This is a genomic window from Streptomyces sp. NPDC021622, from assembly GCF_040640795.1.
GTDB lineage: Bacteria > Actinomycetota > Actinomycetes > Streptomycetales > Streptomycetaceae > Streptomyces.
The window spans coordinates 120,771-135,952 of the sequence record NZ_JBFACK010000010.1 but is presented as its reverse complement, the minus strand read 5'-3'; the positions used below and the strand labels follow the sequence as shown (position 1 = coordinate 135,952).

The window sequence follows — 15,182 nt, the reverse complement described above, 5'->3', positions numbered from 1 at the left end:
ACGGGTACAACACCACTGATGACCACGACCCTGCGGCCGACCGGGCCGCTCCAAAAGAGCGCTGACGGCGCGAAGTCACGCACGTACGAAGTGTGTGTGAACAGCCGTCCGGTGGGCGGGATAGAACTCGCCACGCACCCCGTGTTCGGTCCCGCCGTCGCACAGATCAAGGATCTGCGCATCGACGAACCGGACCGCAGGCGCGGCCGCGGCACCGTCGCCGCGCTCGCCGCCGAGGAGGTGGCGCGCGGCTGGGGCTGCCGGCGGATCGAGACGATCGTGCCCGCAGAGGCCACGGCGGCCCACCGCCTCGTCACGTCCCTGGGCTATGTGGAGCGCAACCGCCACATGACCAAGACACTGGCCGCCGCGCCGCCCGCCCTGCCCGTGGGCGTCGAGGGACGGCCGATGAGCGAGGCCGCGTACGAGGTGTGGCTGGCGCGCAAGAAGGACGACTACGCGCACGACTGGATGGAGCGCGGCGTCCCCGAGGCCGAGGCGCGCGCCAAGTCCGACAGGGACCACGCCGACCACCTGGGGCAGGGGATCGCCACCCCGGGGGTGCGGCTCAGCGTCCTCGCCCACGCGGGCACGGAGGTCGGCACCCTGTGGCTGGCCCTGTACGACGACCCCGCGTTCGTCTTCGACGTCGAGGTCGACGCGGAGCACCGCGGCCAGGGGCACGGCCGTTCCCTGATGCTCCTCGCCGAGGCCCAGGCCCACGAGGCGGGCATCAGCCGCATCGGCCTCAACGTCTTCGCGGGCAACGCCCCGGCACTGCGCCTCTACCAGTCGCTGGGCTACGAGCCCGTCACGTACTACGTCTACAAGCCGCTGCTCTAGGCCAGCAGCCGGTCCGTGATCTCCTCGACGCGCTCGCGCAGGCCCTCCTGGCTCTTGCCGCCGTCCAGGCGTTGGCCGTCCACGACGTACGTCGGTGTGCCGGTGACGCCGATCGCCTTGCCCTCGGCCTGGTCGGCGTCGACGATCAGGATGTGCCGGCCGTCGATCAGGGCGGTGTCGAACTCCTCGGCGTCCAGGCCCAGTTCACGGGCCGTCTCGACGAGGACGGCCTCGCCCTTCTTGTCCAGATCCGCGACCTTCCCGAGCACCGCCTCGACGTACGGCCAGCCCTTGCCCTGCCCGAAGGCCTCCTCGGCGGCCTGGGCGGCGGCGAAGGCGTGCTTGTGCTTCTCGAGCGGGAAGTGGCGAAGGCGCAGTTCGACGCGGTCGCCGTACCGGGCGCGCAGGGCGTGTACGTCGTCGAGGGCGCGGGTGCAGTCCGGGCACTGGAGCTCGCACCAGACGTCGATGACCACGGGTCCTGCGGGGCCGGTGAGGTCGGCGGGGGAGGAGTCGTTCATGGGTTCAGTCTTCCACCGACCGGGACCTGCGGAGGATGCCGGACCCGGATATGTCCCTGAGGTCCGCCCAGGACGTGGCTCGGGAGGGCCCACCCGGTGCAGGATGGAAGGGACGACATTGTCACCGTTCACGCCCGCATGCCCTGGAGGACCGGATGATTGCCGAGACCGTCTGTTCCGCCGTGTCCGTGGCCGGCCTGGGCATCGCCGCCGTCACGGCCTACCGAAAGCGTTTCCTCGCGGCGACGCGCCTCGCCGCGTACTCCCTGGTACCGATCGGCCTCGTCATGACCGGCGTCGTGGGATGGCTGGCGGACACCGCCTTCAGCGTGAAGGCGTGGGCGGGCTTCGGCGTCCTGGGTGTCGCCTGGCTGCTCTTCATGACCACCCGGGCCGTGGAGCGCCGCAGCGTCGGCACCCGCAAGGAGCGCAAGGAGGCGGCCAAGGCAGCCCAGCGCGAGGCCGTCGCTCCTGCGGCGTCGGCGCCTTCGCTGGGGCAGGGCGCACGCCCGGCCGCCAAGGCCGAGGTCCAGGCCAAGGCCAAGGGCAAGCCGAAGGCGGCCGCCCCCACGGAGGACTTCAGCGACATCGAGGCCATCTTGAAGAAGCACGGCATCTGACACTCCCCGAACCCCCGAGGGCGGGCTGCGTGAGCTGGGCGGCGAGGCCGAAAGGGCTCAGCCGCCCAGCCGCATCTCGGCGAGGACGTTCACACCGTCGACCCACTTCACGGACCCGTTGGCGCACCGCACCGCGCGCCCCTTCCCGGGGAAGGCCGGGTCGGGCAGGGCGAGTCCCAGGCGGTGGCGGCCGCGCACACCGGACGGCAGGGCGAGCTCCCCGCGCACGGTCGTGACCTTCGGGCCCGAGTGGTCGTCGCCGGTCTCCGCACGGCCCTGCGGCCGCCAGTCCCGCCAGTCCGCCCCGGTGTCCGCCGAGGCGATCGTCCGCCCGTCCGCGTCCAGGAGCGCAAGGCGTACCGGACGCGGGTGCTTCGGCGCCCCGAAGCCGCGGTTGACCACGTCGACCTCCACGGGGATACGGCCGCCGCGGGCGTCCGACAGGTCGTAGCGGGCCTCGCGCACCTCGATCCGGTAGCCCAGGTGGTCCCGCAGATACTCGAACTGCGTGCGCGCCACCGGCCGCCCGTCACGCCCCCGGAAGTAGCCGTCCGAGACCGGAAGCAGCGCGTCCGCGGTCTGCCGCTCGGTCAGCTCCGCCGCCTTCCAGACCGGCACGGTGACCGTGGCGTTGTGCACCAGGGACAGGCTGTCGAAGCGCAGCGTCTGCAGCCGCCGCGCGGCGGGCACCCCGGGGATGACGGTGCTCCACGCGTAGGGGTCGGCGCTCTGGCCCTTGTCCCAGGGCATCTCGCCGTCCATCATCCGCGTCGGCGACACGTCGAGATAGCTCGGCCAGCCGGGATTGTCCGGGACGTAGTAGTCCCACTCGCCCTCGCCGAGCGTCACGTAGTCGTTGTGGAAGCCGACCCGGTCAAGGATCGCCTTGTCGGTGATCATGTCGCGCTTCTCCGCGTACCGGACCTGGGTGTGCATGCCCGGCGGGAGTGCGGCGACGAGCGTCGTGATGATGGCGGTGACGGCGTCGGGATACGTCTCGTGCCGGTAGTAACTCCCGTGCCACTCGCCCCAGGCGCCCAGGAAGCCGGCCTGCCACACCGCCACCGCGTCACTGTTGCGCGCGACCAGCGGCGCGAGCTGCCCGATGTGCCGCTGGATGTCCTGCACGGTGTAGCGCCGGTTCTCCCGCACCCCGTCGTCGTACACGAAGCGCAGGACCGCCGCGCATCCCTTGTGACGCAGCCCCTGGAAGACGCTCTCGATGTTGTCGAGCGCGCTCTGCGGGATCGTGGAGGTCGCGAAGTCCCAGAGGTAGAAGTACAGCTGGGTCAGGTTCGCGCCGGGGCCGTACTCGCGCTCCAGGAGGTCCAGGGTCTTCGCTGCGTCGGGGGAGTGGTCCGCCTCGTTCTGCCAGGGGCTCGTCAGGTCGATCGCGTTGTACGACATCTCGTAGCGGAAGCCGCGGCGCGGGTTGGCCAGCGGCGCGCGGCCCTCCGGGTCGTCCGGGCGGATACCGCGGTGCGGGACCCGCTGCCAGCCGGCCGCGCGGGCGGGGGACGCCGCGGCGAGCGGCACCATCGCGGCCGCGGCCGTGCCGAGCGCGGACGTCAACAGCCGTCTGCGTTCCATGCGCATGTGTGGCTCCCTCGTTCGTGTGGACGGCGGGGGTGCCGAGTCTGACGAGGCGCCGTGCTGGTGAGCCATGGACGGAACGCGCGGGGCGGTGGACTTTTCTGGTCACGGATTTAAGCGAACTCCCGCCCTTTCCGGGCGTGTTGGTCGGCGGTGGTGTCCCGACTGCGTCATCATCGCCGCGAGATGCTGGACACCACCACACCGGGCGATGCCGCCCCGCCGACCGATGAGCGAGCAGCGCCGACCGAGGAGCCGCAGGGCTGTCTCTTCGCGCTCTCCCAGCCACCCCTGATGATCTTCCTGGCGGTGATCGGCTTCCTGCTCCTGATGGGCTCGCTGCACGATCTGCTGAGGCTGTAGCCGCCGGCGCGGGGGCTCAGCCCGCGGCTTCCTTGCGGCGGGCCCGGTAGGCGGCCACGTGCAGCCGGTTCCCGCAGGTCCGGCTGTCGCAGTAGCGGCGCGAGCGATTGCGGGAGAGATCCACGAAGGCGCGTCGGCAGTCCGGCGCCTCGCAGCGCCGCAGCCGCTCCTGCTCACCGGCGACCACGAAGAACGCCAGCGCCATCCCGCAGTCCGCCGCGAGGTGGTCGGCGATGGACGCGCCCGGCGCGAAGTAGTGCACGTGCCAGTCGTAGCCGTCGTGGTCGGTGAGCCGGGGCGTGGTGCCCGCCGCAGCGACCAGTTCGTTGATCACCGCCGCCGCGGCCTGTGGCTCGGGGGAGGCGAAGACCTCGTAGAAGCGGCTGCGGATCTGCCGAACGCCCGCGAGATCACGTTCGGTGAGCACCCCGACGTCGCTGATGTCGTGGCTTCGTACGAACTCGCCAAGCGCTGCTACGTCCGCGAGCCCTTCGGTCTCGGCGCTCTCGTCGTCCGGTGCGGTGTTCACCAGATCGACCACGGCGTCGAGCGCACACCGGGTGTCGTGGGTGATCAGCACGATTCGCTCCCTGGCCTGGGGGTAGTCGGGCCTCCCCCGCTCATGGAGAACGTGGGGAGAGGTGCCCGCCGATGCTGGCCGATGCTAGCGGCTTCCCGGAACACAGCACCGGCGCCGTCCCCGCGGGAATCCGCGGCGACGGCGCCGGTGCCTGGCCTATGCGGTTGTCGTGCCCGAGCCGTCGCCCCGAGTCGGACGGCGCCGGGCGCTCTCGCGCCGCCTGGATCTAGCTTTCGGCCAGGATGTGCGAGAGCTCCGTATCGAGATCGAAGTGGCGGTGTTCTGTGCCGGGCGGCACGGCCGCGTCGGTTCGCTTGAGGAACGATTCCAGTGCCCGCGCCGGGGCCTCGAGCAGAGCCTCACCCTCGGGGGAACTCAGGGCGATGCAGACCACACCCTGACCGTGGCTCCGGGACGGCCAGACTCGGACGTCGCCGGTACCGGTGGGCCGGTGCAGGCCCTCGGCGAGGAGGTCGCGGGCGAACACCCACTCGACGGTTTCCTCGGCTCCGGTGTGGAAGGTGGCGTGCACGGCATAGGGATCGGCCGTGTCATACCGCAGTCCTGCGGGTACAGGCAGTGAGGACTCGCTCGACACAACGAGGCGCAGGTGCAGCTCGCAGCTGACCGTGGTGTTCATAAGCGCCAGGGCCTTTCGCTCAGTGTGCGCTCGGGGATTCGCACGTCGGCGAAATCGACATGCCACCTACGGTGCCGTTGTAAACCCCTCTGAGGGTTTTGCGTGTCTTTAGGTAGCTCGTACGGCGGGGTCTTTGTTCGGGACGTGCGCCCATTCCGGTGACGGGTTTCCGTCCGGTAGGGTTTGGCCGTATGAATACGGGGAGTAACGAGCCGGGGGTCGCGGCCGCGATCGACGGTGAGAAGGCCGAACAGCCGCTTGGATCACGCGCTCCTGCGTTCGTCCAGGCCCGCAAGACACTGCACCTCAGCTGGCAGGTGGGTGTCTTCATCGTGGGGTTCGCGGTGGTTGCCGCGGGCATCGTCATGCTGCCGTTGCCCGGACCGGGCTGGCTGGTGATCTTCGGTGGCATGGCGATCTGGGCCACCGAGTTCGTCTGGGCCCAGCTGGTGCTTCGCTGGACGAAGCGGAAGGTCACCGAGGCTGCGCAGCGTGCCCTCGATCCCAAGGTGCGCCGCCGGAACATCATCCTGACGACCATCGGTCTGGTGATCGTCGCCGTGCTGGTCGCGGTCTACGTATGGAAGTTCGGCCTCGAGATGCCATGGAAGATCAAGGAGTGACCCACGGGTGACTCCGGGGCGGTCGGAGGCACCCGCTGACATGCGGTAATGTTCTCCGTGCGCCCGGGGCGATTAGCTCAGTGGGAGAGCGCTTCGTTCACACCGAAGAGGTCACTGGTTCGAACCCAGTATCGCCCACCCCGGAACTGCGGCCCGGAGGCTTTAAGCCTCCGGGCCGCAGTCGTATTCACCGCTGTTTTACGGGAATTGACGGACCGTCCGGGAAAGTGGACGGAAAGCGGATCAGTGCATTCTGCCGAGTACGTCGCGGACTTTGCGCGCGTCGCGCAGTCGTTGTTCGTACGTCGCGCCGATGGCGAGGAGCAGCATTCCGGCCAGCGCGGGCGGCAGCCAGCGGGGCAGGGCGTCCACCACTTGGACGATGTAGGGCGCCAGTTCGTGCAGTGCGTCCAGGGCGAGGACCGTGCCGCCGATGACGAGCGGTGCCTGGAGCCGGTGCCGCGCGCCGGTCAGCGTGACCAGGAGCGCCGCGGTGCCGAGGAGCAACGGCCGCTGCCAGTGGGCGTCGCCCCACGAGGCGGCGAGGCTGGGCAGCAGGGTCGCGGCGAGACCCGGGCCGTACGCCGTCCAGGAGGACGCGGCGGGGTCGCGGCGGCGGCGCAGGAAGCCGACGACGAGGGCCGGGACGGTGGCGGGCAGCGTGTACGCCTCGGGCACAGTGACGTCCCACGACGCCAGGCGTACCCAGGTCGCCAGGAGGAACAGCGCCCCGGCCGCGTACCCGACCCGGCGACGGTCCGCGCGCACGGCCGTACCCGCGGCGATGACCCCGCCGAGGGCGAGGGCCGTCGCCAGAGTCGGCGGGTGCCCCACGGTGAGCACGATCCCGAGCCCGCCCGCCGCAGCCCCGGTGATCTCGACGACCGGCGTCAGAGGGCGCCGACCCAGCCGCGCCGCGGCACCGGCGGCGAGCGCCGGGACGACGAGGACCAGGAGCCCCGTGTGGTCGGCGCGCAGCTCCAGGGCGGCTCCCGTGGCGCAGACGAGTGCGGTGGCGTACGCGATGCCGGCACCGGCGGCGATGGCGGCCACGCCGCTCGCCGAACGCCGGGAGGCGAGGACGGCGCCGGCCAGGAAGAGCCCGGTGAGGGCGCCGAGCGTGCCGAGGGTCGCCGACGTGGTGGCGAGGGAAAGGAACGCGACGCTCCCGGAGGAGGCGAGCCCAAGCCCCAGCGAGGTGCGGGCAAGCACCGCCGCGTCGCTCCGGACCGCGAGGCCGAGCAGCGCCGCGGTCACGGCACAGTGGACGAAGAGCCCTGCGGCGTAGGGGAGTTCGAAGGCGAACGGCAGGGTGAAGACCGAGGCCCAGGCGAGGGCGAGAGCGACGGGGCGGGCGGCGGCGAGGAGGGCCGCGGCGGGGGAGGGGCGCACGGTGGCCGCACCGAATCCGCCGGTTGCGTCGGCGCCAGGGGTCCCGCCGACTGCGGGGTCTCCGGATGGTCCTGCGGCCTGGGAGCTACCCGCAGGTCCGGGGGGCCGTCCGGCTTGGCCTGTCTCTGCGGCCGGGGTGGTCCCGGTCGCTCCGGCCGGTCCTGCAGGCCTGTTGCTTCCGGCGGTTGAGGGGGCCTGGGCGGTTCGGCCGGTGTCCGCAGCCGGGGCGGTTCCGGCGGCTCCATCCGGTCCCACAACCGCGGTGCTTCCCGCAGCCCCGCCTGCTCCGGCGCCCCCGATGCCCGCGGCCCCGCCCACAGTCGTTTCCGCCGCCCAAGCCGCACCCATCCCCCCGGCCAGGTAGGCCACGACCGCGACGACCCCCAACACCAGCGAAGCCATCGCGGGTTCGGACACCGGCAGGTCTGACAAGGAGGAGAAGCCGTAGGCGGTGTGGGGCGGGGTGGTCGACGACCAAGGGTCGGTGGCCCAGTGCGTGGGGCCGAGCAGCGCGGCGGTGACCGTCGGCAGCGTCCACAGGACCGCGAGGCCGTGCACCAGGAGGGCCGCGCCTGCGATCCCCTTGCACAGGGGGTGCGGCAGCGTGATCCGTACCGTCGCCAACAAGGCGATGGCGCACGCCAGATGGACCGGTACCGACCAGCCGCCGGGCAGCGCCTCCCGGGCGACACCGCCGGCCGCGGCCACCGCGGTCAGAGCTCCGGCGAACGCCGTGCCCGTCGCCGTCGCGGGCGAGGTGTGCGACGTCAGCCAGGCCGTGGCGAGCGCGATCGACGTGGCAAGGGCGAGCAGCGCGGCCGCCCTCGCCGCCTCGGGTACGTCCGTCGCCGACCAGGACAGCCATCCGGCGCTCATCGTGCCCCACAGGCCCGTCGCGCACGCCCCGACGGTGGCGACGACGCGTACGGCGGCGTCGGTGGCCCGCAGCGCGAGCGCCGCGTCGAGGGCAGCCGTCACCAGGAGCGCGGCCGCGATCGCGTGGGTGCCGGAGTCCGACGCCCAGAGGAGCAGGGGGAGTTGAGCGGTCACCACGGCCACCGGAAGCGGCAGTCGCAGCTCGCCGAAGACCCTTCCGTACGCCGCCCACAGTGCGGCGAGCACCGCCGACGCGGCCGCCGCGTACCCCACCGGGTCCGCGTCGGGCAGGGCGACGGCATGGAGGGCGTACGCGTCCAGGACGGTCAGGGCGAGACCCAGGGCCGCCACCGTCTCCGCCGTCGAGCGCAGCGAGCGGTGCAGGAGCAGCGCCGGCACGCCGAGTGCCGTGAGGGTCAGCAGGGCCAGTACGGCACTGCGGCCGCCGATGCCCAAGTGCCCCCAGCTCACCAGCGTGAAGGCGATCGCCGCGACGGTCAGGAGGACGCCCCCGAGGGTGAGCAGCGCGTTCTGCACGTTCGGCGGCGTGGCCTCGGGCGCGTGCCGCGGGTGCGGCGGGGCCGGCGGCGGTGGGGCCGCCGCCCGCAGTGCGCTCAGCAGCCAGGCGCGGCGGTGCAGCAACTGCGCCCTGCGCGCGTCGAGCCGGTGCAGCTCCAGGTCGAGGATCCGCAGCTCCTCGGCCGGGGGCGGAATGTTCGTCATGGTTGTGGAGTGTGGTCAGGGACACAGCTCCGGACATCGGTGCGGATACTCAGGACGTACTCAGATCAGCAGGACGTGCTCAGATCAGCAGGACGTGCTCAGATCAGCAGGACGTGCTCAGATCACGACGTACCCGGATCAGGGCGTACCCGGATCGGCCCGGGTGCCGGACGGCCGCGCTCCCGCACGGCAGACTCGGTCCATGGACTGGTGCCACTACCGCTTCCGCAGCGTCTGGAATCTGCCGGCGCCGCGCACCGACGTGTTCGCCGCACTGGAGCGGGCCGAGGACTATCCCGAGTGGTGGCCGCAGGTCCGCGCGGTGACGCCGGTCGACGAGCGCAGTGGCACCGCCCGCTTCCGCTCCTTGCTGCCGTACGACCTGTACGTCACCGGAGAGGAGCGGCGCCGCGACCCCGGCGCCGGGATCCTGGAGATCGCGATGACGGGGGACCTGGAGGGCTGGGCGCGCTGGACGGTCACGACCGTGCCCGGCGGTACGCGCGCTCTCTACGACCAGGAAGTGGTGGTGCGCAAACCTCTGATGCGGCGCCTCGCGGTGCCCGGGCGCCCCGTCTTCCTCCTCAACCACGCCCTGATGATGCGCGCGGGCGAGCGGGGCCTGAAGGGGTACTTGAGGCGGAGCTGACCGCTCACCTGGAAGCGGTTTGATGGAAACCCGCGAGGACCTGTATTGTTCAGTCCGTTCCCGGGCGATTAGCTCAGTGGGAGAGCGCTTCGTTCACACCGAAGAGGTCACTGGTTCGAACCCAGTATCGCCCACCCGGAGAATGCCGGTCCGTCACCGACGGACCGGTTTTTTCATGCCCGCCTCATGTCCACCTCGTGCCCGCCTCATGCCCGCTCCATGGCGGCACGGCGTCGACGGTCAAGCTGCCGCAGGCAGTTCGGGCCGCAGCGGCCACGCTGGATCCACCGCTTCCGGAGTGCCGCTGCGGGCGAACCACGCCTGCAGCCCACGCGCCTGTGCCGCGTGCCACACCGCCTGCAGCGCGTGCAGCTCGGCCGGCGAGAGCCGTTCGAGACGGGACGCGAAACGGCGCCCCACCGCGCGGACGACATCGAGCGCGGCCTGCGCGTCGGCTGCCGCGTCGTGCGCCTCGTCAAGATCCACCGCGTAGTGCGCGCACAGATCGGTCAGCGTGCGGCGGCCCTTGCGGTAGCGGTCCAACTGCTTGTCCAGGACGCGCGGGTCCAGGACGCACAGCGGTGAGCCCGCCATGTAGTGGCTGAGCGAGGACGCGCGGTGCCTGCGCAACTCCCGGTCCAGGATCGTCAGATCGAAGGGCGCGTTCATGACGACGATCGGGCGGCCCGCCGCGCCCTGCTCCGCAAGCTCCCGGGCTATCTCCTCCATCACCGGCGCCGGCCAGCGGCCGTTGCGCTGCAGATGATCCTCCGTCAGGCCGTGCACCGCGGTGGCGCCCTCGGGCACCGGGACGCCCGGGTTCACCAGCCAGCGGGTGATGCGCGGGCGGGTTCCCGCGCCTTGCTGGACGACGACGGCGGCCGACACAATGCGGTCGGTCTCGACGTCGACGCCCGTGGTCTCCGTGTCGAATGCGGCCAAGGGCCCCTCGTACCAGCACGCCATAGTGACGCAACTCCTCGTTCATGTCCGGCAGATGGCTTTCCTCCCCTGCCCACACCGGTGATACCCGGGCCGTTTGCGCTGTACGCGGCCCGGAGACAACAGAGGTACAGGGCCGGGAAGTTGACCGGCCCACAGCGGGGATTCACTGGTTCGGAAGGCTCGTTGGACATGGCGCTCGCGCAGCCCGAACAGGGTGGGCTGCTGCCCGAGCGGATCGCACCGCCGCGCGGCACACTCGCCACCACCGCCTGTATGGAGACCCTTCAGGTGGGCTATCTGCATGCCGTCGCCGCGGCCGCGGGGTGCTCGCTCTCACAGCCCTTTCCGGACAACGGAATCGACTGGCACGTCAGCCACAGCGCCCCCGGGCACACGGTCGACGACGAAGTCACCATCAAGGTGCAGCTCAAGTGCACGTACCAGATAGCCCCGAACCCACCGGGGCCCGCCTTCTCCTTCACGCTGGACAACCCGCACCTGGAGAAGCTCGCCCGCACACCGGTCTCGGTGCACAAGATCCTGGTCGTGATGCTGGTGCCCCGGTCGCAGGACGACTGGCTGCGTGCCGGCCACGACCGCCTCGACCTGCGGCACTGCTGTTACTGGACCAACCTCGCCGGACACCAGGTGACCGGCCGGCGCAGGACCACCGTGCGCGTCCCGACCTCGCGGATCTTCGACGACAGGGCCCTCTGCGAGATCATGACGCGGGTCGGGACGGGAGGGAGACCCTGATGCACCGCCCGATCGATGAGCCCGTACGTCCCGTTCGCCCGCACCCCATCGAGGCCGCGGGCCCTTGGTCCGATCCGCCCGGCGCGCCCGCCCCCGCCCAGGTCGACCCCGCCGTGCTCGGCGCGCTGCTCGACCGGTACGGCTGGCACAGGCGCGGGGGAGCGGCGGGCCGCTATGCCCGGTGGACCCCGCCGGGACCGGGCGGCGGCACCAGCCTGCTCGTGCCGGAGAGCAGGGCCTTCCCCGACTGCGAGGACCTCATCGGCGAGGCGCTCGTCGCGCTGTCCCGCAGCGCCTCGCCCTCCGCCCGCGACGTGCTCGTGGGGCTGACCGTGCCCAGCGACGAGATCCGCTGGTGGCGGGATGTCCCGGCAGGTCCCGCGGGCACCGCGACCTGGACGGCCGAGGAGCAACTGCGGGCCGCGGCACGGCAGATGCTGCTCGCGGGCGCCCTGGCGGCGCGCGGCCGCGCCGGGTACTACGGCGCGCGGCACCGCGGGCCGGCCGCCGCGTCCCTGGAGAACGTCCTCGTCGGGCCCGCCCCCGGCGGGCGGCAGCTCACCGCGTTCGTGCCCGTCCTGACCGGGCGGCAGCTCGCGGTGCGGCTGCATCAGGCGCTGTACGCCGCCCGCGAGGCCGTCGACTATCAGCGCGCCACCGGCGGTATGGACGCCTTCGACGGTGCCGTCGAGGCGGGCGTCAGCCATGAGCTGACGGAGGCGATCGCGGCCCTGGTGCGGGGCACGGAGGGCGCGCGGATCGCCGTGGCGTGGGCGCCCGCCGCCGGGGTGCCCGATGGCTGCGCCCAGCACACCGAGCCCGTCGAGTTCTCGCCCGGTGACCTGCCGGTCCTCCGGGAGGCGGGCGCCCGCTACCTGCGGGACGAGCCTGCGGTGGCGGTGCGGATCACTGGGGCCGTGGTGCGGATGCGGCGGTCGGGGCCGCGCGGGGACGGCACGGTGCGGGTCCGTGTGCTCGCCGGGGCGGACGTCCATCACGTACGGATGACCTTGGACGAGGAGGCGTACCGCATCGCCGGGCACGCGCACCTGGTGGGCCTGCCGATCCGGGTGCACGGCCGTCTGGAGAGCCGGGGCGGCTTCCGGCGGCTGACCGGGGCGTCCGGGGTGGTGCCCGTACAGGTCGACGAGGGGGAGAAGGACCGCCTGATGAAGTCGCTCCAGGAGAATCTCGACTTCTTCGAGGAGGCCTGCAGCGGCGACTAGGGGTGTCTGGGGCGGGTCGCGGCCGGGGCCCGGGGGATAACCGTTTCGCGATGGGCGCCCCCGGCTCGGTACGATTCGTTTCGCGCGCAGGAGCAGATCTGCCGCGACCCCTTCAGCAAGGAGAGACCGGTGTCAGACGTCCGTGTGATCATCCAACGCGATTCCGAGCGGGAAGAGCGCGTGGTGACGACGGGCACTACGGCCGCGGAACTCTTCCCCGGTGAGCGCACCGTCGTCGCCGCCCGCGTGGCCGGCGAGCTGAAGGACCTCGCGTACGCCGTGCAGGACGGCGAGGAGGTCGAGCCGGTCGAGATCTCCTCCGAGGACGGCCTGAACATCCTGCGGCACTCCACCGCGCATGTGATGGCGCAGGCCGTGCAGGAGCTCTTCCCCGACGCCAAGCTGGGTATCGGCCCGCCGGTCAAGGACGGCTTCTACTACGACTTCGACGTCGAGAAGCCGTTCACGCCCGAGGATCTCAAGGCCATCGAGAAGAAGATGCAGGAGATCCAGAAGCGCGGCCAGCGCTTCTCGCGCCGCGTCGTCACCGACGAGGCCGCCCGCGAGGAGCTGTCGAACGAGCCGTACAAGCTGGAGCTCATCGGCATCAAGGGCTCCGCGTCCAGCGACGACGGCGCGGACGTCGAGGTGGGCGGCGGCGAGCTGACCATCTACGACAACCTCGACCCGAAGTCCGGCGACCTGTGCTGGAAGGACCTCTGTCGCGGTCCCCACCTGCCCACCACGCGCAACATCCCGGCGTTCAAGCTGATGCGCAACGCCGCTGCGTACTGGCGCGGCAGCGAGAAGAACCCGATGCTGCAGCGCATCTACGGCACCGCCTGGCCCACCAAGGACGAGCTCAAGGCGCACCTGGAGTTCCTCGCCGAGGCCGAGAAGCGCGACCACCGCAAGCTCGGCAGCGAGCTGGACCTCTTCTCCATCCCTGAGCAGATCGGCTCGGGCCTCGCGGTCTTCCACCCCAAGGGCGGCATCATCCGCCGGGTCATGGAGGACTACTCGCGGCGCCGCCACGAGGAGGAGGGGTACGAGTTCGTCTACACCCCGCACGCCACCAAGGGGAAGCTCTTCGAGACCTCGGGCCACCTGGACTGGTACGCCGACGGCATGTACCCGCCCATGCAGCTCGACGAGGGCGTGGACTACTACCTCAAGCCCATGAACTGCCCGATGCACAACCTGATCTTCGATGCGCGCGGGCGTTCCTACCGTGAACTGCCGCTGCGTCTCTTCGAGTTCGGCACCGTGTACCGGTACGAGAAGTCCGGCGTCGTGCACGGCCTGACCCGTGCCCGCGGCTTCACCCAGGACGACGCGCACATCTACTGCACCAAGGAGCAGATGGCGGACGAGCTCGACAAGACGCTCACCTTCGTCCTGAACCTGCTGCGCGACTACGGCCTGACCGACTTCTACCTGGAGCTGTCCACCAAGGACCCGGAGAAGTTCGTCGGCTCGGACGAGATCTGGGAAGAGGCCACCGAGACGCTGCAGCAGGTCGCCGAGAAGCAGGGCCTGCCGCTGGTCCCGGACCCGGGCGGCGCCGCGTTCTACGGCCCGAAGATCTCCGTGCAGTGCAAGGACGCCATCGGCCGCACCTGGCAGATGTCGACCGTGCAGCTCGACTTCAACCTGCCGGAGCGCTTCAACCTGGAGTACACCGGGCCCGACGGCACCAAGCAGCGGCCGGTCATGATCCACCGTGCCCTGTTCGGTTCCATCGAGCGGTTCTTCGCGGTGCTCCTCGAGCACTACGCGGGCGCCATGCCGCCGTGGCTGGCCCCGGTCCAGGCGGTGGGCATCCCGGTCGGCGACGCACACGTCCCGTACCTGCAGGAGTTCGCGGCCGACGCCAAGAAGAAGGGCCTGCGGGTCGAGGTCGACGCCTCGTCGGACCGTATGCAGAAGAAGATCAGGACGCAGCAGAAGCTGAAGGTCCCGTTCATGATCATCGTCGGTGACGACGACATGAACGCGGGCACGGTCTCCTTCCGCTACCGCGACGGCTCGCAGGAGAACGGCATTCCGCGCGAGGAAGCCCTTGCCAAGCTCGCCGACGTGGTGGAGCGCCGCGAGCAGGTGTGACCTGCCCCCGCGGACGCGGGTTCGAGGCCCCCGGGAAGCTCAGCTTCCCGGGGGCCTCTTCTCGTCCTCGCGTGTGAAGACCTGCAGCAGCCAGGACGAGAACGACCCGGTCACCGCGCCGAGCAGGGCGAGTCCACAGAACATCAGGCCCACCGCGACGAGCCGTCCCACCGGAGTCACCGGCGTCGCATCGCCGTATCCGACCGTCGACAGGGTGGTGCAGGCCCACCACACGGCGTCGCCGAACGTACGGATCGTGGCGTCGGGTGCCGAGTGCTCCTGCTGGAAGACGGCCAGCGAAGCCGCGAAGCCGAGCAGCAGCGCGCAGAGTCCCGCATAGGCGATCACGCGCGCGTGCAGGGTCAGGCGCGGTGCCTCGTTCCGGCGCTGGACGGCATCGTAGAGCTTGACGATCCGCAGCGGCCGCAGCAGCGGCAGCACCAGGACGACGGTGTCCAGCCAGTGCTTTCGTACGAAGCGCAGCCGCTGCCCGCTCAGCCGCCACCGCACCGCGTAGTCCACGGCGAACGCCGCCCAGGCGGCCAGGGTGAGCGCGAGGCACAGGTCCTTCCACGCCTCCGGAAGCCCAGGGGCGAGCACCCGGACCGCGTACGCGGCCAGGAACAGCACGGACGCCATGGCCAGCGGTGCCTCGGTGCGGGTCTCCCAGCGTGCCTGACGGCTGTCATCGGTCATCGGCCCAGCTTCGCCGCGAGGCAGCGGGCG

Annotated in this window: 15 protein-coding genes and 2 tRNA genes; 10 read left to right on the top strand and 7 right to left on the bottom strand. The window is 71.3% G+C overall.

Annotated features, from left to right (window positions below; translation table 11 throughout):
• The first annotated feature begins 18 nt into the window (after positions 1 to 18).
• A complete protein-coding gene (locus tag AB0G47_RS21165; RefSeq protein WP_360771986.1) occupies positions 19 to 843 on the top strand; it encodes a GNAT family N-acetyltransferase in 825 nt (274 codons plus the stop codon).
• Here AB0G47_RS21165 and AB0G47_RS21160 read toward each other — a convergent pair.
• Complete coding sequence (locus tag AB0G47_RS21160) at positions 840 to 1,364, bottom strand: DsbA family protein (RefSeq protein ID WP_360771983.1); 525 nt, start codon at positions 1,362 to 1,364, stop codon at positions 840 to 842. The two genes, AB0G47_RS21165 and AB0G47_RS21160, sit on opposite strands and share 4 nt — an antisense overlap.
• A 155-nt stretch (positions 1,365 to 1,519) precedes the next feature.
• On the opposite strand from AB0G47_RS21160, the gene AB0G47_RS21155 reads away from it, so the two are divergent.
• A complete protein-coding gene (locus tag AB0G47_RS21155; protein ID WP_360771980.1) occupies positions 1,520 to 1,984 on the top strand; it encodes a hypothetical protein in 465 nt (154 codons plus the stop codon).
• 57 nt (positions 1,985 to 2,041) lie between these two features.
• Here AB0G47_RS21155 and AB0G47_RS21150 read toward each other — a convergent pair whose 3' ends face one another.
• Positions 2,042 to 3,580, bottom strand: a complete 1,539-nt coding sequence (locus tag AB0G47_RS21150; protein ID WP_360771977.1) for a DUF4874 domain-containing protein — start codon at positions 3,578 to 3,580, stop codon at positions 2,042 to 2,044.
• Positions 3,581 to 3,763: 183 nt separating this feature from the next.
• On the opposite strand from AB0G47_RS21150, the gene AB0G47_RS21145 reads away from it, so the two are divergent.
• On the top strand, positions 3,764 to 3,940 hold the full coding sequence (locus AB0G47_RS21145) for a hypothetical protein (RefSeq protein ID WP_167828961.1): 177 nt from the start codon (positions 3,764 to 3,766) through the stop codon (positions 3,938 to 3,940).
• 16 nt (positions 3,941 to 3,956) lie between these two features.
• On the opposite strand, the gene AB0G47_RS21140 is transcribed toward AB0G47_RS21145, so the two are convergent.
• Together AB0G47_RS21140 and AB0G47_RS21135 are read right to left on the bottom strand one after the other, a co-directional pair.
• Positions 3,957 to 4,520: a CGNR zinc finger domain-containing protein gene (locus AB0G47_RS21140; protein ID WP_360771974.1), complete on the bottom strand. Its 564-nt coding sequence runs from the start codon at positions 4,518 to 4,520 to the stop codon at positions 3,957 to 3,959.
• A gap of 226 nt (positions 4,521 to 4,746) precedes the next feature.
• Positions 4,747 to 5,160, bottom strand: a complete 414-nt coding sequence (locus tag AB0G47_RS21135) for an SsgA family sporulation/cell division regulator (protein WP_003959770.1) — start codon at positions 5,158 to 5,160, stop codon at positions 4,747 to 4,749.
• A gap of 191 nt (positions 5,161 to 5,351) precedes the next feature.
• Here AB0G47_RS21135 and AB0G47_RS21130 point away from each other — a divergent pair, with 191 nt between their 5' ends.
• Both AB0G47_RS21130 and AB0G47_RS21125 read left to right on the top strand, forming a co-directional pair.
• Positions 5,352 to 5,783, top strand: coding sequence for a TIGR02611 family protein (locus AB0G47_RS21130; protein WP_360771971.1), 432 nt, complete (start codon positions 5,352 to 5,354; stop codon positions 5,781 to 5,783).
• Between the two features lie 66 nt (positions 5,784 to 5,849).
• A tRNA-Val gene (locus tag AB0G47_RS21125) sits at positions 5,850 to 5,921 on the top strand.
• 105 nt (positions 5,922 to 6,026) lie between these two features.
• Here the strand turns inward: AB0G47_RS21125 and AB0G47_RS21120 are convergent.
• Complete coding sequence (locus tag AB0G47_RS21120) at positions 6,027 to 8,774, bottom strand: hypothetical protein (RefSeq protein WP_360771968.1); 2,748 nt, start codon at positions 8,772 to 8,774, stop codon at positions 6,027 to 6,029.
• 202 nt (positions 8,775 to 8,976) lie between these two features.
• Here AB0G47_RS21120 and AB0G47_RS21115 point away from each other — a divergent pair, with 202 nt between their 5' ends.
• On the top strand, positions 8,977 to 9,423 hold the full coding sequence (locus AB0G47_RS21115; RefSeq protein ID WP_360771965.1) for an SRPBCC family protein: 447 nt from the start codon (positions 8,977 to 8,979) through the stop codon (positions 9,421 to 9,423).
• 62 nt (positions 9,424 to 9,485) lie between these two features.
• Positions 9,486 to 9,557 (top strand) — tRNA-Val (locus AB0G47_RS21110).
• Positions 9,558 to 9,663: 106 nt separating this feature from the next.
• Here AB0G47_RS21110 and AB0G47_RS21105 read toward each other — a convergent pair.
• Positions 9,664 to 10,389 carry a 3'-5' exonuclease gene (locus AB0G47_RS21105; protein WP_360771962.1) on the bottom strand — a complete coding sequence of 242 codons (726 nt, stop codon included), beginning with the start codon at positions 10,387 to 10,389 and terminating at the stop codon, positions 9,664 to 9,666.
• Positions 10,390 to 10,557: 168 nt separating this feature from the next.
• On the opposite strand from AB0G47_RS21105, the gene AB0G47_RS21100 reads away from it, so the two are divergent.
• The 3 genes from AB0G47_RS21100 to thrS all read left to right on the top strand — a co-directional run bounded on the left by AB0G47_RS21100 (position 10,558) and on the right by thrS (position 14,456).
• Positions 10,558 to 11,124, top strand: a complete 567-nt coding sequence (locus AB0G47_RS21100) for a DUF4365 domain-containing protein (RefSeq protein WP_266868974.1) — start codon at positions 10,558 to 10,560, stop codon at positions 11,122 to 11,124.
• Positions 11,121 to 12,350, top strand: a complete 1,230-nt coding sequence (locus AB0G47_RS21095) for a hypothetical protein (RefSeq protein ID WP_360772426.1) — start codon at positions 11,121 to 11,123, stop codon at positions 12,348 to 12,350. Before AB0G47_RS21100 ends, AB0G47_RS21095 begins: the two co-directional genes overlap by 4 nt.
• A 129-nt stretch (positions 12,351 to 12,479) precedes the next feature.
• Complete coding sequence (gene thrS, locus AB0G47_RS21090; RefSeq protein WP_360771960.1) at positions 12,480 to 14,456, top strand: threonine--tRNA ligase; 1,977 nt, start codon at positions 12,480 to 12,482, stop codon at positions 14,454 to 14,456.
• 39 nt (positions 14,457 to 14,495) lie between these two features.
• On the opposite strand, the gene AB0G47_RS21085 is transcribed toward thrS, so the two are convergent.
• On the bottom strand, positions 14,496 to 15,152 hold the full coding sequence (locus AB0G47_RS21085; protein ID WP_360771957.1) for a potassium channel family protein: 657 nt from the start codon (positions 15,150 to 15,152) through the stop codon (positions 14,496 to 14,498).
• Positions 15,153 to 15,182: the final 30 nt, after the last annotated feature.

Coding starts and splice junctions, on each gene's coding strand:
- AB0G47_RS21165 (WP_360771986.1), top strand. CDS start 19: ATGACCACGACCCTGCGGCCGACCGGGCCGCTCCAAAAGAGCGCTGAC.
- AB0G47_RS21160 (WP_360771983.1), bottom strand. CDS start 1,364: ATGAACGACTCCTCCCCCGCCGACCTCACCGGCCCCGCAGGACCCGTG.
- AB0G47_RS21155 (WP_360771980.1), top strand. CDS start 1,520: ATGATTGCCGAGACCGTCTGTTCCGCCGTGTCCGTGGCCGGCCTGGGC.
- AB0G47_RS21150 (WP_360771977.1), bottom strand. CDS start 3,580: ATGCGCATGGAACGCAGACGGCTGTTGACGTCCGCGCTCGGCACGGCC.
- AB0G47_RS21145 (WP_167828961.1), top strand. CDS start 3,764: ATGCTGGACACCACCACACCGGGCGATGCCGCCCCGCCGACCGATGAG.
- AB0G47_RS21135 (WP_003959770.1), bottom strand. CDS start 5,160: ATGAACACCACGGTCAGCTGCGAGCTGCACCTGCGCCTCGTTGTGTCG.
- AB0G47_RS21130 (WP_360771971.1), top strand. CDS start 5,352: ATGAATACGGGGAGTAACGAGCCGGGGGTCGCGGCCGCGATCGACGGT.
- AB0G47_RS21120 (WP_360771968.1), bottom strand. CDS start 8,774: ATGACGAACATTCCGCCCCCGGCCGAGGAGCTGCGGATCCTCGACCTG.
- AB0G47_RS21115 (WP_360771965.1), top strand. CDS start 8,977: ATGGACTGGTGCCACTACCGCTTCCGCAGCGTCTGGAATCTGCCGGCG.
- AB0G47_RS21105 (WP_360771962.1), bottom strand. CDS start 10,389: ATGGCGTGCTGGTACGAGGGGCCCTTGGCCGCATTCGACACGGAGACC.
- AB0G47_RS21100 (WP_266868974.1), top strand. CDS start 10,558: ATGGCGCTCGCGCAGCCCGAACAGGGTGGGCTGCTGCCCGAGCGGATC.
- AB0G47_RS21085 (WP_360771957.1), bottom strand. CDS start 15,152: ATGACCGATGACAGCCGTCAGGCACGCTGGGAGACCCGCACCGAGGCA.